General features: G+C 55.3%; 25 protein-coding genes. 22 read left to right on the forward strand and 3 right to left on the reverse strand.

What is annotated here, in order from left to right; all coding sequences use genetic code 11:
* From AC6IZD_RS14755 to flgL, 21 genes are all read left to right on the forward strand, one after another.
* Nucleotides 1-270 carry a flagellar biosynthetic protein FliQ gene (locus tag AC6IZD_RS14755; RefSeq protein ID WP_497784092.1) on the forward strand — a complete coding sequence of 90 codons (270 nt, stop codon included), beginning with the start codon at nucleotides 1-3 and terminating at the stop codon, nucleotides 268-270.
* A 26-nt stretch (nucleotides 271-296) separates the two neighbouring features.
* Nucleotides 297-1040 (forward strand): flagellar biosynthetic protein FliR, encoded by a 744-nt coding sequence (fliR, locus tag AC6IZD_RS14760; protein WP_497784093.1) that lies wholly within the window; start codon nucleotides 297-299, stop codon nucleotides 1038-1040.
* 9 nt (nucleotides 1041-1049) lie between these two features.
* Complete coding sequence (locus AC6IZD_RS14765; RefSeq protein ID WP_497784094.1) at nucleotides 1050-2114, forward strand: EscU/YscU/HrcU family type III secretion system export apparatus switch protein; 1065 nt, start codon at nucleotides 1050-1052, stop codon at nucleotides 2112-2114.
* Nucleotides 2114-4195, forward strand: coding sequence for a flagellar biosynthesis protein FlhA (gene flhA / locus AC6IZD_RS14770; protein WP_497784095.1), 2082 nt, complete (start codon nucleotides 2114-2116; stop codon nucleotides 4193-4195). The genes AC6IZD_RS14765 and flhA overlap by 1 nt, the downstream gene beginning before the upstream one ends.
* A gap of 30 nt (nucleotides 4196-4225) precedes the next feature.
* The gene (locus tag AC6IZD_RS14775) at nucleotides 4226-5044 is read left to right on the forward strand and encodes a FliA/WhiG family RNA polymerase sigma factor (RefSeq protein ID WP_497784096.1); all 819 of its coding nucleotides are present in this window, start codon (nucleotides 4226-4228) and stop codon (nucleotides 5042-5044) included.
* Nucleotides 5029-6030, forward strand: coding sequence for a flagellar motor switch protein FliM (locus tag AC6IZD_RS14780; protein ID WP_497784097.1), 1002 nt, complete (start codon nucleotides 5029-5031; stop codon nucleotides 6028-6030). Before AC6IZD_RS14775 ends, AC6IZD_RS14780 begins: the two co-directional genes overlap by 16 nt.
* Complete coding sequence (fliN, locus tag AC6IZD_RS14785; protein ID WP_497784099.1) at nucleotides 6027-6857, forward strand: flagellar motor switch protein FliN; 831 nt, start codon at nucleotides 6027-6029, stop codon at nucleotides 6855-6857. The genes AC6IZD_RS14780 and fliN overlap by 4 nt, the downstream gene beginning before the upstream one ends.
* Nucleotides 6858-7132: 275 nt before the next feature.
* On the forward strand, nucleotides 7133-7723 hold the full coding sequence (locus AC6IZD_RS14790) for a hypothetical protein (protein ID WP_497784100.1): 591 nt from the start codon (nucleotides 7133-7135) through the stop codon (nucleotides 7721-7723).
* Nucleotides 7724-7765: 42 nt separating this feature from the next.
* The gene (locus AC6IZD_RS14795; RefSeq protein WP_497784101.1) at nucleotides 7766-8134 is read left to right on the forward strand and encodes an HDOD domain-containing protein; all 369 of its coding nucleotides are present in this window, start codon (nucleotides 7766-7768) and stop codon (nucleotides 8132-8134) included.
* Nucleotides 8135-8138: 4 nt separating this feature from the next.
* Nucleotides 8139-8519, forward strand: coding sequence for a response regulator (locus tag AC6IZD_RS14800; protein WP_497784102.1), 381 nt, complete (start codon nucleotides 8139-8141; stop codon nucleotides 8517-8519).
* Entirely contained in the window at nucleotides 8516-9010 is a 495-nt protein-coding gene (locus tag AC6IZD_RS14805; protein ID WP_497784103.1) for a chemotaxis protein CheX, read from the forward strand. The genes AC6IZD_RS14800 and AC6IZD_RS14805 overlap by 4 nt, the downstream gene beginning before the upstream one ends.
* 67 nt (nucleotides 9011-9077) lie before the next feature.
* Complete coding sequence (gene flgF / locus AC6IZD_RS14810) at nucleotides 9078-9803, forward strand: flagellar basal-body rod protein FlgF (protein WP_497784104.1); 726 nt, start codon at nucleotides 9078-9080, stop codon at nucleotides 9801-9803.
* 8 nt (nucleotides 9804-9811) lie between these two features.
* On the forward strand, nucleotides 9812-10600 hold the full coding sequence (flgG, locus tag AC6IZD_RS14815; RefSeq protein ID WP_497784106.1) for a flagellar basal-body rod protein FlgG: 789 nt from the start codon (nucleotides 9812-9814) through the stop codon (nucleotides 10598-10600).
* A 4-nt stretch (nucleotides 10601-10604) separates the two neighbouring features.
* Nucleotides 10605-11144 carry a flagella basal body P-ring formation protein FlgA gene (locus AC6IZD_RS14820; RefSeq protein ID WP_497784108.1) on the forward strand — a complete coding sequence of 180 codons (540 nt, stop codon included), beginning with the start codon at nucleotides 10605-10607 and terminating at the stop codon, nucleotides 11142-11144.
* Between the two features lie 14 nt (nucleotides 11145-11158).
* Nucleotides 11159-11857 carry a flagellar basal body L-ring protein FlgH gene (locus AC6IZD_RS14825; protein WP_497784110.1) on the forward strand — a complete coding sequence of 233 codons (699 nt, stop codon included), beginning with the start codon at nucleotides 11159-11161 and terminating at the stop codon, nucleotides 11855-11857.
* Nucleotides 11858-11867: 10 nt separating this feature from the next.
* The gene (locus tag AC6IZD_RS14830; protein WP_497784112.1) at nucleotides 11868-12983 is read left to right on the forward strand and encodes a flagellar basal body P-ring protein FlgI; all 1116 of its coding nucleotides are present in this window, start codon (nucleotides 11868-11870) and stop codon (nucleotides 12981-12983) included.
* A complete protein-coding gene (locus AC6IZD_RS14835) occupies nucleotides 12980-13333 on the forward strand; it encodes a hypothetical protein (RefSeq protein WP_497784113.1) in 354 nt (117 codons plus the stop codon). The genes AC6IZD_RS14830 and AC6IZD_RS14835 overlap by 4 nt, the downstream gene beginning before the upstream one ends.
* A gap of 78 nt (nucleotides 13334-13411) precedes the next feature.
* Complete coding sequence (gene flgM, locus AC6IZD_RS14840; RefSeq protein WP_497784114.1) at nucleotides 13412-13711, forward strand: flagellar biosynthesis anti-sigma factor FlgM; 300 nt, start codon at nucleotides 13412-13414, stop codon at nucleotides 13709-13711.
* 3 nt (nucleotides 13712-13714) lie between these two features.
* Nucleotides 13715-14059 (forward strand): hypothetical protein, encoded by a 345-nt coding sequence (locus tag AC6IZD_RS14845; RefSeq protein ID WP_497784116.1) that lies wholly within the window; start codon nucleotides 13715-13717, stop codon nucleotides 14057-14059.
* 3 nt (nucleotides 14060-14062) lie between these two features.
* Nucleotides 14063-15454, forward strand: a complete 1392-nt coding sequence (flgK, locus tag AC6IZD_RS14850) for a flagellar hook-associated protein FlgK (RefSeq protein ID WP_497784118.1) — start codon at nucleotides 14063-14065, stop codon at nucleotides 15452-15454.
* Between the two features lie 2 nt (nucleotides 15455-15456).
* The gene (gene flgL, locus AC6IZD_RS14855) at nucleotides 15457-16350 is read left to right on the forward strand and encodes a flagellar hook-associated protein FlgL (protein ID WP_497784119.1); all 894 of its coding nucleotides are present in this window, start codon (nucleotides 15457-15459) and stop codon (nucleotides 16348-16350) included.
* 53 nt (nucleotides 16351-16403) lie between these two features.
* Here the strand turns inward: flgL and AC6IZD_RS14860 are convergent, their stop codons facing one another.
* The 3 genes from AC6IZD_RS14860 to AC6IZD_RS14870 all read right to left on the reverse strand — a co-directional run bounded on the left by AC6IZD_RS14860 (nucleotide 16404) and on the right by AC6IZD_RS14870 (nucleotide 19938).
* Nucleotides 16404-16853 carry a flagellar export chaperone FliS gene (locus AC6IZD_RS14860; RefSeq protein WP_497784120.1) on the reverse strand — a complete coding sequence of 150 codons (450 nt, stop codon included), beginning with the start codon at nucleotides 16851-16853 and terminating at the stop codon, nucleotides 16404-16406.
* A 9-nt stretch (nucleotides 16854-16862) separates the two neighbouring features.
* Entirely contained in the window at nucleotides 16863-18287 is a 1425-nt protein-coding gene (gene fliD / locus AC6IZD_RS14865) for a flagellar filament capping protein FliD (RefSeq protein WP_497784121.1), read from the reverse strand.
* Nucleotides 18288-18696: 409 nt separating this feature from the next.
* Entirely contained in the window at nucleotides 18697-19938 is a 1242-nt protein-coding gene (locus AC6IZD_RS14870; RefSeq protein ID WP_497784122.1) for a flagellin N-terminal helical domain-containing protein, read from the reverse strand.
* Nucleotides 19939-20614: 676 nt separating this feature from the next.
* On the opposite strand from AC6IZD_RS14870, the gene AC6IZD_RS14875 reads away from it, so the two are divergent.
* The gene (locus AC6IZD_RS14875) at nucleotides 20615-21745 is read left to right on the forward strand and encodes a putative sensor domain DACNV-containing protein (protein ID WP_497784123.1); all 1131 of its coding nucleotides are present in this window, start codon (nucleotides 20615-20617) and stop codon (nucleotides 21743-21745) included.
* The last annotated feature ends 6 nt before the right edge of the window (nucleotides 21746-21751 follow it).

Consider the following 21751-nt stretch of genomic DNA (forward strand, 5'->3'; position numbering starts at 1 on the left):
ATGCCACTAGAACAGGTCGTCCAACTCGGCCGCACCACACTGCAGTATGCCATTCTCGCAGCGCTTCCCCTGCTAGGTATCGCGACAGCAGTCTCGGTTGTCATCAACATCCTCCAGGTGCTCACCAGCGTGCAGGATCAGACTGTGTCAACTGTTCCTCGCCTACTCGCCACGGCTCTCAGTGCAATGTTTCTGCTGCCATGGATGTTGCGCCATCTGGCCGCGTTCACCATCCACCTCTTCTCCGACTTCCGCCCGCTCTTGCAATGATCCCCATCCCCACATTTGAAACGGTTTTGGCTGCAGCTGTTTTCATCGGACTGCGCGTCTCGGGCCTGATGCTATTCGCTCCCGGACTGAGTAACAGTGCCATTCCTGCACGCACAAAAGTGATGTTTGTGCTTGTTCTCGTGCTACTGCTCTGGCCCGTTGTTCCGGTCCCTTCGCTTCACATTTCGCCAATGCAGTGGACGAACATCGTGATCGGTGAGTTGTCCCTCGGAATCATTATTGGCCTACTACTCAACTTCGTTTTTGACGCCGCGCAGTTTGCCGGGCAGGTCCTCGGAATGCAGATGGGTTACTCATTGGCTACGATGATTGATCCGCAGTCGCAGGCCGATTCGCCCGTATTGTCGGTGTTCTATCAAACGATCGTCTTATTCATATTCTTCGTTCTCGATGTTCATCACTGGCTGTTACGCGCCCTTGTCGCAAGTTTCTATTACCTTCCCGCAGGACAGTCTGTCCTAACCTTCGGTCGAGTGAATGCGCTCTTCCACACTGCCTCCGCCATCTGGCTGCTGGGCCTGCAAATCGCTGCACCTGCACTGATCGCGACAATAATTGCCGATTTTGTACTCGCCTTTATCGGGAAAGCCTCGCCGCAATTGCCAGTGCTCTTTGTAGGCATATCCATTAAGTCGGTCTTAGGAATGCTTGTAATTATGGCGACCATGGCGGCGTGGCCGCGCTACTTCTCGGTTCAGTTCGCGAACGCTATTCACTGGACCGAGCAGATATTGCAACTGACCCAGTAGGAACGAATCTTGGCGCAAGACAACAAAACTGAGAAAGCAACAGAGTACCGTCGCAAGAAAGCGCGCGAGGAAGGCCAGGTAGCGCGCTCTCGGGAACTCAGTTCCACGGCCGCGATGCTGACGGGCATCTCGGTCATGGTCGCCCAAGGTCCTAACGATCTCTTGCATTGGCGCCAGTACTACTGCGCTGCTCTCGACGAGGCCGCGACTCGCCAACTCACGATCGTCACTCCACTGATTCCATGGACGGCACAGTTGATCTTCTACTGGTGTTGGAAGCCTCTTGCGGCCGCGTGGGGTGTTGCAACGCTTGTGTCACTCGCTCAAGGTGGATTCATATTCGCGCCCAAACTGCTCAGTCCTGATATTCAACGGCTCAATCCCACAAAGAGGCTTGGACAGTTGTTCGGAATAACCACGCTTGTACAGCTCCTGAAAGCCCTCATACCAACTACTGCGCTTGTCTACATTGCTATTCAGATTCTGCGTAGAGAGTTGCCGAGTCTGGGACGCGGACTCTGGGCATCGCCGCGCCAGCTTTCATCGCACTTGTTCCAAGTCACTTTCGAAATCTTCTGGAAGTCATCTCTCATCCTGCTCGCGTGGGCTGTCGTGGACTACATCGCCATGCGCCAAAAGTTCGAGGGCGATCTGCGCATGAGCAAGGAAGACATTCGCGAAGAAGCGAAGCAGATGGACGGAAATCCCGCGACGAAAGGACGCATTCGTCGTCTGCAGCGACAGGTCCGTCGCACCCGCATGATCCAGGCCGCGAAGAAGGCGACCGTCGTGGTTACAAATCCAACGCACTATGCGGTCGCCCTGGAGTATCGCGATGACATGGCAGCTCCGACCGTCGTAGCCAAAGGACAGAACCTGCTCGCGCAGCAGATCAAAGAGATCGCCCGATGGGAGGAAATTCCGGTCATCGAGAATCCGCCCCTAGCTCAGAGCCTGTATCGCACAGTCGAAGTTGGGCAGGTGATACCCCAAAAGCTTTACGCCGCTGTGGCAGAAATCCTGGCCTACGTCTTCCGAATGAACGCACAGCAACACGCACGGAGAAAGTCCTAATGGCGGAAGCCAAAAAGTCGCTCTTCAAAAATGCAAATCTTGACTGGATTGTGCCGGCAGCGGCCGTTTCAGTCGTCTTTGTCATGATGGTGCCATTGCCAAGTTTCCTGCTGGATCTTCTACTGGCGATCAGCATCACAGGCTCTGTAATTGTTCTTCTCTCGGCTGTTTACATCCTGCGCCCCGTACAATTCTCCGTTTTTCCTAGCTTGCTACTGTTGCTCACTCTGTTTCGTCTCTCGCTCAACATTGCTAGTTCGCGGCGCATTCTCCTGCACGGCAACGAAGGAACGTCCGCCGCAGGTAACGTGATTGCTGCGTTTGGACAATTTGTAGTAGGGGGCAATTACGTAGTCGGCTTCGTCCTGTTCATTGCCCTCATCGCTATCCAGTTTCTCGTGGTCAGCCATGGCGCGGTGCGTACTGCCGAAGTCACCGCTCGCTTCACGCTCGACGCGATGCCAGGAAAGCAGATGGCCATTGACGCAGATCTCAATGCCGGACTCATCGATGAGCACCAGGCACGCGCACGTCGCGAGGCGGTTGCGCATGAAGCCGAGTTCTATGGCGCGATGGACGGAGCGGCGCGTTTCAGCCAGCGTGATTCTCTCGCGACAATCCTGCTCACGGCTATCAACATCGTCGCTGGATTCCTCATTGGCGTCTTTCAACTCGAGATTCCGTTTCGCGATGCACTGAAGACCTACACCGTGCTGACGGTTGGCGATGGGCTTGTCACGATGATTCCTTCGTTGCTAGTTTCCATCGCCGGAGGACTCGTCGTCACGCGCGCCTCTTCCATTCAGTCACTCGGTGGCGATCTCGGATCACAGTTATTCACGCAGCCACGTGTTCTTTGGATTGCTGGTTCTGCCATGCTCGCCATGGCCTTGATTCCCGGCATGCCCAAATTCAGCTTCCTTCTCATGGTGGTAGTGCTTTGGGCAATGGCTTGGCGACTGCAAAAGATGCCCGCAGCCGATTCAAAAACTGCGACCAAGGCAGGAGCCCCCGCGGGAAACAAACCGGGCACCATTCAATCGGATTCACTGGAGGCATTACTGGCGCTCGACGATCTGTCGCTTGAGGTCGGATACGCGCTTGTGTCACTCGTGGACGCGAATCAAGGCGGACAACTACTGCCTCGCGTCCGCGCACTCAGGAAGCATCTCGCAACCCAACTGGGATTCATCATTCCTAGCGTTCACATCACCGACAACCTCCGGCTGCGTCCACGCGAATACACCATCTCTCTGCGAGGCGTTGAGATTGCGCGTTGGGAAATGGTCGAAGGTCAGATGCTCGCAATCAGTTCCGATCCCGAACCTCCGCGCTTGCCTGGCATTGAGACCAAGGAACCCGCTTTCGGAGTACCCGCCCGATGGATCGCTCCGTCCCTCCAAGAGCAGGCGATTGCTGCGGGCTATTCAGTGGTTGACCAAACCTCAATACTCGCGACCCACATTTCAGAGGCTATTCGTCAATACGCACACGAGCTTCTGACTCGCGCAGAAACCAAGCGACTGCTAGAACGTCTGAACGATTCGCACCCCAAGCTCCTCGACGAGCTCGTACCGAAGCTGATGACCCTCGGCGAAGTGCAGCGCATATTGCAGCAGCTATTGCGCGAGCAGGTTTCTATACGCGATCTCGGCACGATTCTGGAAACCCTTGTCGAAACTGCTACGGCGAACAAGAATCCCGTGGCTCTCGTTGAAGCCTGCCGACAAGCATTGGGCCGCTCACTGATCAAGCCTCTTCTCAACGACCAGGGAACACTACGTGTCATAACACTAGATCCGCGCACCGAAGAAGAGATATCTCAGGCGCTCACTCCCCAACTACCTGCAGCCGGAGCCATGGCTTTACAACCCACGTTCATCCGGCGACTTCTCGCGGCGCTGCGCAAGTTGGTTGGCGAGAACGTTGATGTTGCCACCCCTGTCATTCTCTGCTCGGCAAGCACGCGCTTTCATCTCCGGCGGCTGCTTGAGCCATTTCTTCCGAAGATTGTCGTTATCTCTCACGGAGAGATTCCCGCACTCACACCAGTGCAGTCCATCGGAAGTCTGACCGCATAACTATGACCAACTCGTCCTCGGAGGTCCGCCATGACCAACACCCACAGTAGCTATGCCCCATCTCCGCTTGATGAAGCTGAGCGGAATCGCATTCTTATGGAGCAAATGCCGCAGGTGCGCTTTATCGCCCGTCACATTCATGATCGTCTGCCACAGCATGTTCCGATGGAAGACCTTGTCCACGCCGGTGTGCTTGGATTAATGGACGCGCTCTCGAAATACGATGAAGCGCGACAGGTGCAGTTCAAGACCTACGCTAAGTTTCGGATTCGCGGAGCCATTCTCGACAGCCTCCGTGAGCTTGATTGGAGCCCACGCGATCTCCGAAGAAAAGCCCGTCTCATCGAAAGCACGACGGCTCGTCTCACCCATGAACTTGGACGTGCGCCAACTGAGATCGAAATCGCGACAGACATCGGCATCACGCTCGATGCGTTCCAGCGCTTGCTTGGCGAACTGGACGGACTTGATCTTGGCAGCTTTCACGTAGAGGGCGGCGAGCGCGATGGTGACGAAGACATCTGCGAGTATCTTCCCGGCAATCCAGAGGAGAGTCCTTACTTCCTCACCATGAAGTCCGAATTGTGCGCCATGCTGGTGCGTGGCATAAAAGAGCTGAGCCAGAAAGAGCAGCAAGTGCTCTCGCTGTACTACTACGAAGAGCTCACGATGAAGGAAATCGGAGCGACACTCGGTGTCGGGGAGTCGCGCGTCTCGCAGATCCACTCTCTTGCCTTGCTGCGACTGCGTACTTCCCTTCAGCAAATGCTTTCTGGCAACGAGATCTCGCCCCAGGTTGCCCAACAATCGATCCAGAACGTCATGGAGGGCTCATGGAAAAAGTTCTAAACCAGGACGAGATAGACGCGATGTTCCGAGCCGCGCTGGGACGCAGTTCCTCCACAGCCACCACGGCGGATTACAAACCATGCGATTTCAAGCGAGCCGGTCAGATCAAGAAAGATCAGGTACGCGCGATTAGTAATCTGCATGAGGGCTTTGCGCGGAATCTTACCAACGCTCTGGGCGCATACCTGCGCGTGATTTTCGAAGTGAATCTCGTATCCGTAGAGCAGCTTACCTATCGCGAGTTTCTACAACGTGTTCCCGATCTCGCTTACCTCGCCAGCTTTCAGGTACGCCCGCTGGCGGCCACCGCCACCATGAATCTCGAGCCATCACTGGTCTTCCCCATCATCGACCTGCTGCTCGGAGGTGTTGGCCGCATGAGCGATCAGGAACGGGAGATAACCGAAATCGAAGAAGGTATCATGGAGGGCATCGTCCGCATTCTCTGTGGAGAGCTGCAGCGCGCATGGTCCTCACTTGGCTGCACCTTCGAGTTCGACGAACGCCTGCATCCTACCCAGCTTCAACGATTGATGCCTCCCGGCGATAAGACACTTTGCCTCAGCTTCGAAATTCACATGCCGGAATCGCATGGTGTGATGAACGTCGCTTTCCCTGCCGTGGCCTCAAACGCTCTCTTGCGGCGCCTCAGTCAGGAAGTCGGCTACAGCCGCCATCGTGGTCCAAGCGCTGCTCGGGATCGCATGAAGGAACACGCTCTCGATTTTCCCTTTCAGTTCGCACTCGAAATGGCGCCGAAGAAAATCTCAATTCGAACACTGAGCGCTTTGCGTCCCGGAAATGTCATTCCGTTCTCCCAGCGCACAGACGCGCCAATCTGTGGAACCGTCGCGGGGATGTCGCTCTATGAGGCATTTCCAATCCGCACTGGAAATCAGCGTGCCTCCAAAATACACGGCAGGGTGCCAGCACCGACGCAGAGTGTGCGCTCGGACTCTTCTTACGACGAGCAGGATACACAATGACCGATCACTCTACACCTGGCACAGCATCGATAAATGCAGCGTTCGTCCAGTGCTTCTCTGATGCTGCTTCCGATGTACTTTCGCAGATCGCAGCCGCGAGTCTCAATGCGACATCGCGAACCTTGTCAGCAGCATCCACAGATGCCGAGGTCACAATCGAACTGCGTGTGAGCGGCTCGCTAGTCGGCCAATGCCAAATCTCTGTATCGGACTCAACGTGCACCCAAATGGCACGACTGCTCACCGGTGCCGGCACGGACTCGGCTGAGGCCCGCGATGCAACCGCCGAAACGATTCAGCAGATTTCGGGCAATGCCGCTGATCGCCTCCGTCGTGAGTTCGGCAGTTTAGAGATCCAGTCGCAACCTACGGAGCAAAGACTTGAAAGTAGCGAGCGCCACCTGATTGCTGTCTCGCTCGATTCAGGAGATCTACAATTTGTACTGAACATTGCAAACCTCACTATTGCGAATCGTGATGCACCACTCGAAACGGCACCAGAGAGATCTGTGCTCAACGCCTCTGCTCAGAGTAGCGCGACACTGCAGAACGCGTTGCCACCCAGCAATCGCAACTTAGACTTGCTGCTGGATATCGAACTCGCAGCCACCCTTCGTTTTGGAACACGAGAGATGCCCTTGAAAGACATCATGGAGCTTTGCTCCGGCTCTGTGGTCGAACTCGACCGCCATGTAACTGATCCTGTGGATCTGTTGATCGACGGCCGGGTGATCGCGCTCGGCGAAGTTGTCGTAGTCGATGGAAATTACGGCCTCAGGATTCTGCAGGTTGCCACCGCAAGCGAAAAGATCGCCTGTCTCAACTGACGGGCAAAGGAGAGATGATGTACGCGGTTGCAGAAAGACGATGGAGAATTCCCGCAGCGTGGAGGCAACTTGTGCCCCGGTGTAGTTGTCCGCGGTGCGACACGGGCGCAAGCTGGATGGACGTACTGCATCGCCCAAACGGATACTGGCTCAACGAGCGGGAGTGGGTATGCAGCGCTCATTGCCTGGAAGCGGTGCTCGAAGCGCAGCTGCTTGAATGCTTTTTCCAACATGGACGCCCAGCCCCCATTCGCACGAACATGCCGATGGGTTTAATGATGCTTAGACGAGGAGCCATCTCCGACTCGCAACTGCATCAGGCTCTCGATCTCCAGCGCCAATCCGGCGACAAGATTGGCGCATGTTTGCAGCGTGTCGCTCCCGTCTCTTTCGATGACATCGCTTCCGTTGTTGCTACACAATGGGGTTGTCCCGTGTTCCCGCCGGAGAGCGTGCAACCAGCATGCTCAATGCTTCTCCCTCTCAGTCTCATCGAACGCTATCGCATGTTGCCTGTGCACCTCGTCGCACAAGGACGTCGCTTATTCGTCGGATTCTCCGATGAAGTCAATCACACCGCACTGGCGTGCATTGAGCAGATGCTCGGATGCGACACGGAAAGCTGCATCATTCCCGAGCCAAAACTCGCGCAGGTACTTGAGTATCGCAAACGTGACACCGATGGAGAGATCACCGTGAGTCGTCCGGGCACAGCCCTTGAAACCTCCCGCATGATTCGCAGCTATGCGCAGCAAACCGGAGTGCGTGCCGTTCGCTTTTGCACCATAGACGGGAACGTCTGGGTGCGCTACCTTTCTCGGCGCATGCATTTAGACCTCGTATTCGAAAAGCTTTACGGCCATTAAAGTGTGCCGCTCCCTTGCCGATACATGCAGTGAGCGGCATTTATGAAAACTCATCGGTGCATTCAAACCACGCACGCTACCTCGATTCCCTCAACAGCCAGGTTCAGAGCAACACAGTTGCTCGCGATCGACACACTCGTTGGTCGGCACTCCATAGACCTCGCATTGCTCTGCTATTTGATTAAGAAAGACGCCGTGCTCGCTGCGGAGGTAATGCGTTCAGCGGCAAGTGGATTCGCCTCCCCGTGCCTCAGAGTTGAGGACGCAGTCGTTCTCCTCGGCAGCAGGCGTCTTCTACAGATTATGTCCAAACCCGCGCGTTTCTTCAGAACACCTCATGACTCACACGATTCTGTTCGCAGTCGCGTTATTTGTTTTCCGCAGGCTTGCGCTCGGAGATCGAGAAGGTAGCACAATGAGCCAGATCAAAACTCTTATCGTCGACGATTCATCTGTCATGCGCAAAATTGTCGAGCGCTCTCTTCGGCAAGCCGGACTAGATCTTGCCGCCGTCGCCGAGGCGGGCAATGGAGCCGATGCACTCGCCCTGCTTGATTCGCAATCTGTTGACCTCATCCTGAGCGACATCAACATGCCGGTGATGAACGGGCTCGAGTTCGTGCAACATTTGCAGAGCATCGAGAGGCTTCGCAGCATCCCCGTAGTGATGATCACGACCGAGGGAAGCGAGTCGAACGTAATGCAGGCCCTTTGCTTCGGCGCCAAAGGATATATCCGAAAGCCGTTCACACCCGACCAGGTAAAGGAACACGTTCTCCCGGTGTTGGGCTTATGAGCGACATAATCTCGGCTCATCACGCTCCAGTTATGATCGACTGCGCTATATGGACATCTCTCCTCGAGCTTTCCGTGCATGAAGTCTTTGAAATGATGGTCGGCACACATCTCACCCGTTGCGCTGTATCGCGCAACGCGAAAGCTCGAGAGTTTACTGCCTTGATCGGACTGGCGGGGAGTCTGCGTGGTGTACTCAGCATAAGTTGCAGCCACGTCGCAGCCCGCATCATGGCTGGCATGATGCTTGTGATGCCTCCCAACGAAGTTGATGATGACAGCTTGGACGCTCTCGGTGAGATCGCCAACATGGTAGCGGGAAACTTCAAATCGAAACTCAAAGGAATTGGGGATCGATGCATGCTTTCTGTCCCGACCATCATCACCGGGACTGACTACACAACTCGATCCTTAGTCGATGGCACCCGAATGAACGTAACTTGCCTGTTCGACGGCAATCCCCTGCTCGTCACTCTTGAAATTCACGAATAGCTCTTCATAAGAATTCTCCAATCGCCGTGGCACTCCGCTTGCTATGTCATGCAGCGGAGTTTTTGGAATGAATAACGGCATCTACGCTGCGAGCACTGGACTTCTTGCTCGCATGCAGGAACTCGATGTAGCAGCGAACAACCTCGCCAACGCAAACACAACAGGATTTCGCCGCGAGTCCGTCAGCTTCAAAACACAATTGATGACGGCCACCTACGACGCTTCATCGCGCGCGGTCAGTTCCTTCGGAGTGCTTACCCAGCCCCGAACTGACTTCTCACAAGGCTCATTACAGCAGACCGGCAACCCCTTGGACGTTGCGCTCGAGGGCTCAGGATACTTCACCGCGCAGTCGCCCACCGGTGTCCAATACACACGAAACGGCAGCTTCCATGTGACCCGAACCGGAGCACTCGTTACTTCGCAAGGCTACGCCGTACTCGGAGACAGCGGTCCCATCACGTTGCCGTCAGGTGAAGCTGAAATCAGTCCGACCGGCGTCATCTCAGTCGATGGTGATATCGCGGGGCAACTGAAGGTGGTTGACTTCGACTCGAGTGTCCCGCTCACATCGCTGAGCGATGCTTATTACTCTGCGCCTTCAGCCGCAGCCACCATTGCCTCGAAGGCTACTGTTCGGCAGGGCTCGCTTGAAAGTTCAAATGTGAACCCGGTTGCCTCTGCCATTGGCCTCATCGAGATTCAGCGCAATGCCGAGATGATGCAACGCGCGCTTACTACTTTTCACACCGAGTTCAATCGGATCGCAGCCGAAGATCTGCCCAAGGTCTAGGAGTCGCCATGTTTCGCTCGCTCTACACCGCCGCCAGTGGAATGACGGCACAGCAAACCAATCTGGACAACATCGCCAACAATCTCTCCAACGCCAACACTGCCGGGTTCCGCAAACGTCGCGTGCAATTCCAGGATCTTGTGTACCAGAACATGATCACGCCCGGGGCCGCCGCCACGCAGCAAACAGTTTCGGCCGGACTTCAGATCGGACTCGGAACGCGTGCTGCAGCAACCGAGATACTGCAATCGCAAGGCGACTTTCAGCAGACAGGAAACTCGCTGGACCTTGGCATCCAGGGCCTCGGATACTTTCAGGTGCTCACTCCCTCAGGACAAATTGCTTACACCCGCAGCGGCAGTTTCCACCTGGACTCGCAAGGCAACGTCGTCACGTCCGATGGAGACGCATTGCAACCCGCCATCACCATTCCCGCTGATGCCACGGCAATCACGATCGGCTCCGACGGAACCGTGTCTGTAACTCAACCGGGGCAAACGCAGTCACAGCAAATCGGACAGATACAGTTAGCGACCTTCCCAAATCCCGGAGGACTGAACAGCATCGGCGGCAACTTGCTCATGCCAACCAGTTCCTCTGGAGATCCGATCGTGGGCAATCCGGGTGGGCCAGAAGGTATCGGAAAGATCGTACAGGGCTCGCTCGAACAGTCGAATGTAAACACGGTCGAAGAATTCATTCAGATGATCCTCGCCCAGCGTTCCTACGAGGCCAACTCGCAGGTAGCAAAAGCTGCCGATCAGATGTTCCAGGAAGTCAATCAGCTTGGAAAGTAATACGATGCGATCTCGATTCAGCCCACGCTTTCCGCTCGCATCTGCGCTGCTCTGTATCGCGCTCCTTGCAGCTCCGGATGCCCACGCGCAATCTTGCGCAGATCGGGAGACTACCGCGCGATGGGTCTCGAATCAGTTGAGTGAACAAATACACCCGTCTGACATCATCGATTCAACACTTCCCGCTAACCCAACTGGATGCCAACTTGCGCGAGTCCGCCACACCAGCACCGGGGCAGAGGCCGTTTCCATCCACTGCCCGAACCAGCTGCCTCGCATGGTGCTGCTCGCAAAGAGTATCAAGTTGCAGCCGACTTCGAATGCGAACCAACCTCCGGCGCGACGCCAGTTTGTAGTGCATCCCGGCTCTCCCCTTCGTGCTGACTGGAACAACAACATCATGCAGCTTCACGTGTCAGTGGTAGCTCTTGAGCCGGGCGAAACGGGATCCGAAATCAGAGTGCGGGTGGCGCGTTCCAATCGGGTTCTGCGCGCGCGCATTGTTGACGATCACTCCGCCATTATCGTGCGTGCAGAAATTTGAATTGGGGAGTCTCTGTGAACAGAATTCATCATGTCGTCATTCTGGCCGTGGTTTTCGTGGGGCTTCTTCCTCCCGCATTGCAGGCCGGCAAGAAGCAGGAAAAGCCAAATGACTCGCTCGAGCAGTACATCCATGCCCTGCCCACCGCGATTGCAACGCAACCGCCGAACACGCGCGGCAGTCTCTTCACGAGCAACGGATTGTTACTCCAGCCATATTCGGACGTAAAAGCTCACGTTATCGGCGACACCATAGCTGTACATATTTTTCAGTCCACCACCATTTCGCAAAGTGGAAGCGTGGCGAGCCAGCGCACCTTTGATCATTCCAGCGCAATCACCGGCGCAGGAGGGCAGTCCTTGTCATATCTCAATCCGCTTCTCGCAGCAAACTCCAACACCAAGCTTACTGGAACCGGAACAACCGACAGCAAGAGTTCGTTGAACACAATCCTCACTGCCCAGGTCGTAGCCGTGCTCGCGAACGGATCGATGGTGATCGAAGCCCGCCGCCAGATGCTCGCCAATCAGCAGCACGAGAGTGTAGTTCTACGCGGAGTTGTGCGCCCTGCAGACATCGCTCTCAACAATTCAGTCTTTTCATATCAGCTCTCAAACCTGCAGCTTGAGGTCAAAGGCAAAGGCGTCATTAGCGACTCCGTGCGCCAGCCCAACATCGTGATGCGGACGTTGTTGCGGTTCATCGGTTTCTGATCGGATCACCATGAGTTCGAAAGACATGCTTCGTGCAGTTCTCATCATCTTTGCCCTGACCTCAACGGCCATTGCGTCCGAGACTCCGTCTTCACGACACGTACGCATTCGTGAAATCACTACCATTGAGGGCGTACGCGAAAACTCGCTCATAGGCTATGGTCTCGTTGTTGGACTGCACGGCACAGGAGATCAGAAGCAGACTGTCTTTACGACACAGATGCTGAGCAACGTCATGCTGCGTATGGGCATGCAAGTGACGCCTACTGCGATCACGGTAAAGAATGTCGCAGCAGTCTTCGTCACATCATCACTTCCTGCGTTCGCTCGGCCCGGAACGCAGATGGACGTGATCGTTTCATCCATTGGCGACGCCAAGTCACTCGAAGGCGGAACGCTCCTTCTCACGTCGCTGCACGCTGAAGACGGAACGATCTACGCCACGGCGCAAGGCCCTCTCACCGTCGGAGGTTACAGCGCGGGCGGCGGAGGCGTAAGCAAGCAGGTAAATCATCCTACTGTGGGACGCATCGCAAACGGCGCCATCGCCGAACGTGATGCCGCACCCGATCTACATAATCTCGCTTCGTTGTCACTCCTGTTGCGCGAAGCAGATTTCGTAAACGCTCAAACCGTCGCGCAAAGTATCAACACCGAGTTCGGCAAAAGGGTCGCCTTTGTCGTTGACAGTCGCCGAGTCGAGATCACCTGTGCGGGGCAGGATGTTCCGGCGATGATGGCGCGCATTCAATCTATTGCGGTCCAGGTAATTGCGCCCACTCGCGTCGTTATCAACGAGAAGACCGGGACCATCGTCATGGGACACGATGCCCATCTCAGCGCCGTCTCGATTCTGCAAGGCTCTCTCTCAATCGAGATCGCTACCACGTATCAGGTCTCTCAACCTAATCCGCTTAGCAAGAACGGCGAGACCACAGTGGTGCCAGAAACATCTTTGAATGCGAAGGACGCCCCGGCAAAACGGATTGAGTTAAACGAAGGCGCAACCGTGGAGCAACTTGTCAACGGATTGCAGGCCATCGGCGCCAGCGCGCGCGATGTCGTCTCCATACTTCAGGCGCTCAAGGCAGCCGGAGCCTTGGAAGCCGATCTGGAGATCCTATGAGCGTCCCACAAATCTTGCCGAACGCCACCGAGATTCTGCGCGACCCCAAGCAACTGCAGACGCATTTGCGAGACCAGCGTGCGGCAAAGGGGGCTCAGGAGTTCGAAGCCTCCCTCTTCAGTTCGGTGCTCAGCGACATGGAGAAGAGTCTTTCCATAAAAGACGACGTTAACGATGATGCCGGACATGAAACCTGCGCAGCTATGGGAGTCCAGGCGCTCTCTCAATGCCTCGCCCAACGCCACGTGCTTGGCATTGCGGACATGATCGAGCACTCACTCGGAATCACGTGCACCGACGCCCATTCCGAAAAGGGAGCCCGGACCGAATTGGCGCACGGCCAGCAATGAATTTCATCTTTTGCTCAAGATACTCAAGTTTGACGATTGCCTGTCGATAGGACCTATTAGAAGGAGCGAAGAAGCACTATGGATCTCCGAATTCAACAACAGACACAGCCCGACCTTGATCCCGCAACGAACCTAAAGTCCGCTAGCACACAGTCAGCATCCACTCGCAGTACCAGTGCCTCTCAATCTGGTGTTCAGGAAGGCGACTCGCCCCAAGACACCGCCAATATCAGCGGAGCAACCGTCCAACTTTCTGGCGATGTGCCCGTTCGCCAGGAGCGCGTCGACGAACTACGCGCTCAGATCGAAGGCGGCACCTACACGGTCAACGCGCATGCAGTTGCGCAAGCAATGTTCCAGAACCTCTTCCGGAGCTAGTGCATGCAACCGCGAATGCCCGAAAAGGAAACTCACAACAATGCTGACGAAACGCTCTCTGAACTGTTCTCAGCCATTTCCGATGCTCACCAAGCACTCATCTTGTGGGATGTGAGCTCCCTTGAAGCTGCCGTCGAGCGCCAGCGCGGCCTGGCCCAAAAGCTCACAGAGTATCGTGACAATTGCCGCGATACGTCGTTGAGTCTGGCCCATAGAATTCGGCAACTGACTCGCGAGTACGATCGTCTGTTGCGCCATTCCATCGAATGGGTTGGAACGAGGCAGACCGTCTTGCACCTCCACGGGGCCGATTCATGCCTTCGGGCTTCCGTGCACTTCCGAGGTTGATAAATGTCTGGACTCACTGCTGATCTGTCCGTTTCTGTGTCTTCCCTGCTTGCGGCGACCGAGGCTATGGACGTCACCACAACGAACATCTCGAACATGAACACAGCCGGTTACGCGCGCCGTCGCGTCGTCCTCGAAGAGTCGAGCACAACGGGAAATGACGCCACAACGACCGGAGTGGACGTTAAGACGATTCAGAGTTTGCGCGACAACGTACTTGAGCTCAGGATCAACTCTGCAACCTCGCAACAATCTCTGAGCAGTACTGTCTCGAGTTCGCTGTCTGCTGTAGAACTCTGCTTCAGCGATTCTGCGTCAGGATCAATCGGCTCTCGGCTCGATTCGTTCTTCAACTCTTTGCAGTCGCTTTCGGCCACACCCACAAGCAGCACGCTTCGATCAAATGTTCTTACTGCCGCTAACAATCTGGCTTCAGCCTTTCAAACTACCGCGTCTGTCATCAGCGACACCCAAGCTCAAATGGATGACGCTGTGGTGCAGGACTCCAGCGACGTCAATTCCTTGCTGCAGAAGATTGCGGTTGCAAATGACACGATAGCTTCGGCGCAAGCCACAGGACAAAGCTCAAATTCCGCTCAGGATCAACGTTCTGCGTTACTGTCACAGTTATCTCAACTCATCGACTTCAAGAAAATCAACAGCGACGACGGTCTCACTCTCACAACCTCCAACGGAACTCCACTGGTTGTGGGATCGAAAGCCTACGCGCTTACCAACTCGCTGAACTCGGCTGGAGTGAATGCAGTTTACTCGGGCGGTGTTGATATAACCGACGACATCCAGGGTGGCAGTCTCGGAGGCTACCTGCGAACACGAGATAAGACTCTCTCCTTCATGTCCACCGATCTCGATCAGTTCGCATTTCAGCTCGCTCAAGCAGTAAACAACGTCCAAACATCCGGCTCTGACGCGAACGGCAATACTGGACTTGCTTTGTTCAATCCTCCTGATACAACAACCGGCACATCAATCGGTGCGGCATCGTCCATAGCCGTCGCGCTATCGAGTGGATCTCAGCTCGCCGCGGCAGTAAGTGGCGGCGCCTCCGGAGACAATTCAAACGTCGCAAACATGCTTGGTCTGCAGACTAAGGCCATCATCAATGGAAACACGCCTTCGTCTGCATACGCCGACATGGCATTCACGGTTGGCAATTTGATCTCGCAGGCTAACACCGATGCCACAGCCACCGGCAACATCGTGAAGCAATTGCAGAATCAGCAGGGTTCGATCTCAGGAGTTTCACTCGACGAGGAGTCTGCGAACTTATTAATGTACGAGCGCAGCTTTCAAGCAGCAGCAAAAGTCATCACAACTATCGACACCCTCATGGGCAATCTGCTCGATATGGGCGTCAACAATCCGGGTTACTAATAATGAGAGTCAATCCAAACTACACGGCCGATATGGTGGCCTTGCTCAATCAATCACAGCAGAACGAGACCACTGCTCTTCAGTCGCTCAGCACTGGACGCCGCGTGAACAAGCCTTCCGACGATCCTGCAGCGGAAGCGGCAATGATTGGCGAAATTTCAAAGTCCTCTGCTGTCGATCAATACACCGCAAATTCCGATTCACTCAAAGAGGTACTAAGCACGGCAAACAGTACGCTCAACTCTGCTATCACTCTGATGCAACGCGCGGTGAGTCTAGGAGTTGAGGGTGCGAACGGCACAATGAACCAGACCGATCTCGCAGCAATAGCGTCCGAGATATCTGGCATTAAGGACCAGATGCTTTCCCTCGCTAACACTTCTTATGCAGGACAATACGTCTTCGCAGGCACTGCCACTGGGTCTGCGCCCTACGTCGCCGACGCGAGCAATGCCGATCAGATCAACTACGTGGGAAATGATCAGCAGAACAAAGTGCAAATAGGCACTGGACTTTCTGTCGCAGCAAATCTTCCTGGTAGCGACATCTTTTCCCAGCCAGGCGCAGACGTCTTTGACGCATTGCAGTCGATGGTCGATGCGCTGCAATCAGGAGACTCCGCCAGCATCAAAACTGCCGGAAACTCCATCACCAAAGCTCTCGATGCCGTGAATACTTCTCAGGTATTCTTTGGCAACACGATCAGTGAACTCAATTCCAACGAGAACTTCCTCAGTCAGGAGAAGGTCAACATCACCACCTACCAGGACACGCTCGTCGCCAGTGATGTTGCGACTGCCACGACTGATGTCACGCAAGCCGAATACGCCCGGAGCGCAACGGTTGCTGCGGCGGCCAAGATGAATCAGGTCAGCCTTCTCGATTACTTGCACTAAGCTCCAAAAGAAAAGGCCGCATCTTTGCGGCCACTTGCTATTTACTTCCGGCTCTAGGCACTCCACGCTCCACTTTGAACGATCGTCTCGTCCGGAACCGCCCAAGGTTCCGAAGCGACGATCGCAGGCTGGCATTGTTCTTTCACTTTCACCCACAGCTCTCGAACCTGCAGCATCGATTCCAAAATCTCTTCGAAAAGTCGCACGCGACATTTGATCTGCGCCTCGAGTATCTTCGCCCGTGCAAGAGAGTAGAAGCGGTAGAGGTGTTGTGCTGCATCGCCGCCCGTCTCCATCTGTAACGTCCCTTGTAGTTGCTCCAGGGCGCTGAGGGCGTGCAACAGCGCATGAGTCCGCTCTTCGACATCGCCCGTGCCAAGATGCTGAATCGCCCTTTGAATATCAGCGATAACAACGTCGTAAAGCATGATCGTGCACTCTACACTGCTTGCGCCCCTTATAGCAGCTTCTCGATAACTTCTACTGACTTCCGCTTGTGTCATCGTGTTTTCCTAGCTGTTACTGCTCGTCGTGGTTCTATAACCCAACTCGGTATTGATCTCGTCCATCGTCGTGGGAAATGTCTTCAACAATGCATCCAGAGTGCTGTACTTCGCGATCAGGGTTTGGCGAACTGTCACCAGGTTTGCTTCGAGATCGTCGACATTCTTCTGATCCTGGTCGTAGTTGCTCTTGAGGCTGTTGATGTCCAGCACGATAGGACTGCCTGTAGGATCGGTCAGTTCGGAAAGCGTAGAGGAGAACTGCTGTACGAAGCAAGAGCTGTCCGTGCTCTGAAAGAAGCTCTTTAGATCGGTGTAGTTGTTGTCCAGCGCGCTAGCGAACTTTGTCCCATCAAGCGAGAGCGTGCCATCGTCGGCCATGGTTATACCGAGCGAACCCAAGGTCTTGAACGTCGCATTTCCACTCGTGACAACTGAAATAGCAGAGAGTAACAACGACTGTACGTCTCGGGCTGCGGAATCCGTCTCCAACACGCCTGCCGGCGAGGAAGATGAACTCGTGGATGTTCCCGCCGCGTACTGAAACTGATTGTTCAAGTCGGTCACTGCAGCGTTGTAGGAACTGATGAAGCTGTTCACAGCTGCCGTGATCTTATCCGTATCCGGAGCCACCTCGACAGTAATCTCCTGCTGCGACGTGCCGGACACATCAAGTGTCACACCTTGTATGACGGAGGAAATCTTGTTACTGGATGAGGTGATCGGCACGCCATCGACTGTCAGGCTCGCATCTATTCCCGGAACCTCCGTGAAACTCAACTCCGCAGGTGCCGACACGACAGATACACTTGCTGCCGAACCAGAAGCAGTGGAAGTCAGTGCCAAACGCGATCCGATCGAATCCGTGATCACGGACGCTGTGACTCCCAAGTCTTGGCTATTTATATACTCTGCCGCGGCTGAGAGTGTGGTGGTCGTCGCGGTCGTGGCGTTGCCATTCGCATCCGTTGTCGTGTCACCCGGAACGTTGATGGTTTGCTGCTTGCCGCCAATGCTTAGTACCAGCTTTCCCGCGGTGATGGTCGAACAGGAGGGACTAAGCGCATCGGAGTAGCTCACCCCAGTGGTCGCCACTCGGGATACCGAGATCTTATGGGTGCCCATTGCCGCACTGCTCGTAGCGGTTGTCGAAAGGACTGACATATTGGAAGAAGTTGCGGTAGGAGTGGTAAATACCCCATCAAATTCCGTGAGACTCTGAAACGAGTTTTGAATGGCGGCCACTTCCGTCTGTAGCGTTGCGAGCGCAGCTTCCTGGTTCGTGATCGCCGTTTGGTCGTTCTTCCACGCCGTCTCAGGAGACTGATCATTCGCGATAATCGCGTCGACCGTTGCGGTGACGTCAATTCCCGCGCCGCTTGTGTAACTAGTACCTTGTATTAGCGCTGTGCTGCTTGTTGACGATGTGTTCATATCTATTAAGACCGCTCATCCAGTAAGTTTCCGGTCGAATCCTCCTCTACTTCGCACAGCTCAGTATCCTGCTCAGCTTCGGCGATCTGCGTCAGTCGGGCGGTGTCATTCCTGGCCTCAGTAGAATCGCGTCTTTGGCTTTTTCACCGCGCCTGCGCTTCCATTTTTCTTCGAATTCTTCCCGCTTGCGCCAACGCAGTGCACCTTGCTCAGCCGAGGCGACCTCCGTTGGGGGCTGCTCATCATCGGTACGCACGTCGCGTTCCCTTTTCGTTAAAGAAACTTGAGGAACGGCGCTGGGCGGCGAAGTATCGCGACCGACCGGGTTTGCGAACTCAATTGACAAGCGGATCTCCTGGACGAAAAAAGGGTGAAGCCGACGAAGGCTTCACCCCAACTGGCAGCTTGCTTACTGAAGAAGTTTTAACAGCGATTGCTGCATCTGGTTCGATTGCGACAACGCGGAGATACCGGTCTGGGTCAACACGTTGTACTTCGTCATGCTGCTGACTTCAGTCGAGATGTCTGCAGAGCTGATGCTATCTTGCGCCGAGGTTAGGTTCTGAATCTGTGCGTTCTCAACGTTTACTGCTGCATTCAACTGGTTTATTCCTGCGCCGATGTTGCCACGCAGCGCCGCAACTTGCGCGATAGCCGTGTTGATTGCCGTCAGTGCAGATTGGGCGCTTGTCGCCGAAGTCAACTCGTTGCTCGCGATACTTACGCCGTTCATGTTGCTCGAGCTCAGGGAATTCAGGTTGACATTGATGCTGCCACTTCCTGTGCTCGTGGCATCGCTAAGGAACACACTGAATGTGCTCGAGTTGTTCACTTGCGAAGCCGTCTCGGCCGCCGAGTCAGAACCGAGTTTCAGCGTGCTGGTATCGTCCTGCAAGTTCGAGGTTGCGTCCTTCGCGGTTCCGTCCGTCACGGCCACTTGCAGGTTGCCCTTATCATCAAGCGAAGCCACGAGCGCGCCATTGCTGTTCGTGTTGATGTCGTTGATCAGGTCGCCCACGGTCTTGTCGGAAGACGACGACGTGAACGATGAGCCGAGCGAAGTTCCCCATTTCAGCTTCACCTGGCCTGCTGCAACTGCCGTTGCCATGCCTGACGCATTCGTGGCGGTGAACTTTACCTGCGAATAATTCGCGCCGCTTCCGGAGAACACAGCCGAACCGTTATAGGTCGTCTGGGATCCGATATTGTCGATTTCATTTTTGATCGACGTGAATTCCGTATTCAGTGCCGTGCGCTGGCCTGCGGTCACCGTGCCGTTCGCCGATTCGGTTGCTAGGGTTACTGCACGATTCAGCAGCGTCGTGATCTGCGAGAGGGCACCATCGGCGACCTGCAACTTACCTACTCCGTTGGTCGCGTTTGCTGACGATTGCGTCAGGGCAGTGATGTTCGCCGACAATCCATTCGCAATCGACAATCCGGCTGCATCATCTGCGCCAGAGTTCAGCTTCGAACCAGACGACAAACGGTACAAGGTCTTCTGCAATGACGTGTTGGTCATCTGCAACTGATTCTGGGCGGTAAGGGACGCTACGTTATTCAGGACGCCTAATGACATGGTGATCTCCTTCTTGCGCTCGTGCGACGCCGGCCCGATTGCCGGTTCTCTCCGACGAGGCTTTCGTGACATACACCAGAGTTATCGGCGAGGTTCTTTGAACCTTTAGTGCGCGGTAAAAGTGAAGTCTCTTGCTAAAGCTTGCCTCTATTCGACCGCAGTCGTTTTCATAATCGCTGCCCTGGCGAGCATTGAAAGCCTGTCTGGGATCGCGTACGTTCTTCTTCCCGGAGCATTCGTCGCTGCCCTTATATTTCCGCAAGGCATAGACTCCGATCATGGATCTCTCTATCTTGCATTTGCTGCCGCGATCGACGTACTGATTTTGGCGCTGCCACTCGGTTTGATTTTAGCGGGACTCAAGAACGCAAGACGTGCCTCCAGCAAGAACCCTAAGTAGCGCCCCGCGGCAGGAGCTATTCGAGTGGATGAACCTCAACCATATGATCTTCCAGCTCTCCCTGAGAGTGCGCAACGTACTCACAGTCAGGGCACCGCAGATCAGCATTCAGATCCGAGTCGGGTTGAGATTTCAGCGGGAAGGGGATAATTACGGCCATACCCGAAGATATGCATTCCAGCTCACCTTCACAATGAGCGATATCACTCATTGTTTGTCTCAGGAATCTACTAGTTCAGCCACTTACAATCAGAGTTGAGTCTCAGCCCTGCCGAGCGCAATCAGTTCCGTATGGCAATGCGCGACGTTATAGGATCAATGCATGATGGAAGGAATAGAGAGCAGAAAGTGAAAGACTGGCCAGCATATCCGGTTGCCCGCCGCGTCTCCGAACTCATTTACCCGCGATTCCTGCACGGGCTTGCCAACAACGACGGTCCTGATTCGCCTCATCGCCCCGAGATTTCTGACATTGAGGGCATGATCGATGCCGCATTCTGGGCCAGCCTGCGACGCGAGGAAACTTACGTGCCCACGATCTCGGCAGCTTTCCTTGATCCTGATTCGGCCCATTTCCCGCTTCGTTTTGCCCAGCCCCTGCCATTTGCGCCCGGTGCACTTGCCCGCCTGGCTCCCGCCGTCGAGCGCCCCGGAGTGCATCTCGGTGTGTGGCGACGCGACGGAGAGCTTCAGGTCTGGGGCACGGTCACTCGCATTCCCAAGTACTGTTTCGTCGTCGAGGTAACCTCGCCCGGCCTGCTGGTCATCAAGGAAAGTCGCGGCGAGGACACGGGAAAGTTCGCCAACGTTGCTGTGCTCGAGGGCGATCTCATCAAGGTACTCAGTGAAGACTCCATGAACTTGCCTGACTGCCTGCCGATGGTTCGCAAGATGCTTGGCTTCGGTACCGAAAGCAACCCCGGCGACGATCTCAACGTTCTGGTGCAACTCGCAATTTCCATGCGAATGCACGGCCGCGGTGGTTCCCTACTCGTCGTCCCCGATGGCGGCAATACGTGGCGCGAGTCTATCTTGCAGCCCATCCAATATGGCGTCTCACCGCCGTTCCTTGGCCTTCCACAATTGCTCGCCTCCGGACCGGCCGCACCCGATGCGGCATGGAAGAACGCTCTGCGCCGCACGGTTGACGCCATCGCCGGACTCACTGCTGTTGATGGCGCAACCATCATGAACGACAACTATCAACTTATGGCCTTCGGCGCAAAAATCGGACGCCGCCCCGGAGGCACTCGTGTCGAGCAAGTCGTGGTCACCGAACCCGTCGCTGAATCGGCCCCTGAAATCGTTCATCCTGCGCAGCTTGGCGGCACCAGGCACCTTTCTGCTGCACAGTTCGCACAGGACCAGCCAGACTCCATGTCCCTCGTCGCTTCGCAGGACGGACGCTTCACCATCTTCGCCTGGTCGCCTTGCGAACAGATGGTCCACGCCCGCCGCATCGAAGCCCTGTTGCGTTAGGAGACA

The sequence above is a fragment of the Koromonas humicola genome, from assembly GCF_059726255.1.

Excerpts from the sequence above, each read along its gene's own strand:
- AC6IZD_RS14755 (WP_497784092.1), top strand. The coding sequence starts at position 1 with ATGCCACTAGAACAGGTCGTCCAACTCGGCCGCACCACACTGCAGTAT.
- flhA (WP_497784095.1), top strand. The coding sequence starts at position 2,114 with ATGGCGGAAGCCAAAAAGTCGCTCTTCAAAAATGCAAATCTTGACTGG.
- AC6IZD_RS14775 (WP_497784096.1), top strand. The coding sequence starts at position 4,226 with ATGACCAACACCCACAGTAGCTATGCCCCATCTCCGCTTGATGAAGCT.
- AC6IZD_RS14780 (WP_497784097.1), top strand. The coding sequence starts at position 5,029 with ATGGAAAAAGTTCTAAACCAGGACGAGATAGACGCGATGTTCCGAGCC.
- fliN (WP_497784099.1), top strand. The coding sequence starts at position 6,027 with ATGACCGATCACTCTACACCTGGCACAGCATCGATAAATGCAGCGTTC.
- AC6IZD_RS14790 (WP_497784100.1), top strand. The coding sequence starts at position 7,133 with ATGATGCTTAGACGAGGAGCCATCTCCGACTCGCAACTGCATCAGGCT.
- AC6IZD_RS14795 (WP_497784101.1), top strand. The coding sequence starts at position 7,766 with ATGAAAACTCATCGGTGCATTCAAACCACGCACGCTACCTCGATTCCC.
- AC6IZD_RS14800 (WP_497784102.1), top strand. The coding sequence starts at position 8,139 with ATGAGCCAGATCAAAACTCTTATCGTCGACGATTCATCTGTCATGCGC.
- AC6IZD_RS14805 (WP_497784103.1), top strand. The coding sequence starts at position 8,516 with ATGAGCGACATAATCTCGGCTCATCACGCTCCAGTTATGATCGACTGC.
- flgF (WP_497784104.1), top strand. The coding sequence starts at position 9,078 with ATGAATAACGGCATCTACGCTGCGAGCACTGGACTTCTTGCTCGCATG.
- flgG (WP_497784106.1), top strand. The coding sequence starts at position 9,812 with ATGTTTCGCTCGCTCTACACCGCCGCCAGTGGAATGACGGCACAGCAA.
- AC6IZD_RS14820 (WP_497784108.1), top strand. The coding sequence starts at position 10,605 with ATGCGATCTCGATTCAGCCCACGCTTTCCGCTCGCATCTGCGCTGCTC.
- AC6IZD_RS14830 (WP_497784112.1), top strand. The coding sequence starts at position 11,868 with ATGAGTTCGAAAGACATGCTTCGTGCAGTTCTCATCATCTTTGCCCTG.
- AC6IZD_RS14835 (WP_497784113.1), top strand. The coding sequence starts at position 12,980 with ATGAGCGTCCCACAAATCTTGCCGAACGCCACCGAGATTCTGCGCGAC.
- flgM (WP_497784114.1), top strand. The coding sequence starts at position 13,412 with ATGGATCTCCGAATTCAACAACAGACACAGCCCGACCTTGATCCCGCA.
- AC6IZD_RS14845 (WP_497784116.1), top strand. The coding sequence starts at position 13,715 with ATGCAACCGCGAATGCCCGAAAAGGAAACTCACAACAATGCTGACGAA.
- flgK (WP_497784118.1), top strand. The coding sequence starts at position 14,063 with ATGTCTGGACTCACTGCTGATCTGTCCGTTTCTGTGTCTTCCCTGCTT.
- flgL (WP_497784119.1), top strand. The coding sequence starts at position 15,457 with ATGAGAGTCAATCCAAACTACACGGCCGATATGGTGGCCTTGCTCAAT.
- AC6IZD_RS14860 (WP_497784120.1), bottom strand. The coding sequence starts at position 16,853 with ATGACACAAGCGGAAGTCAGTAGAAGTTATCGAGAAGCTGCTATAAGG.
- fliD (WP_497784121.1), bottom strand. The coding sequence starts at position 18,287 with ATGAACACATCGTCAACAAGCAGCACAGCGCTAATACAAGGTACTAGT.
- AC6IZD_RS14870 (WP_497784122.1), bottom strand. The coding sequence starts at position 19,938 with ATGTCACGAAAGCCTCGTCGGAGAGAACCGGCAATCGGGCCGGCGTCG.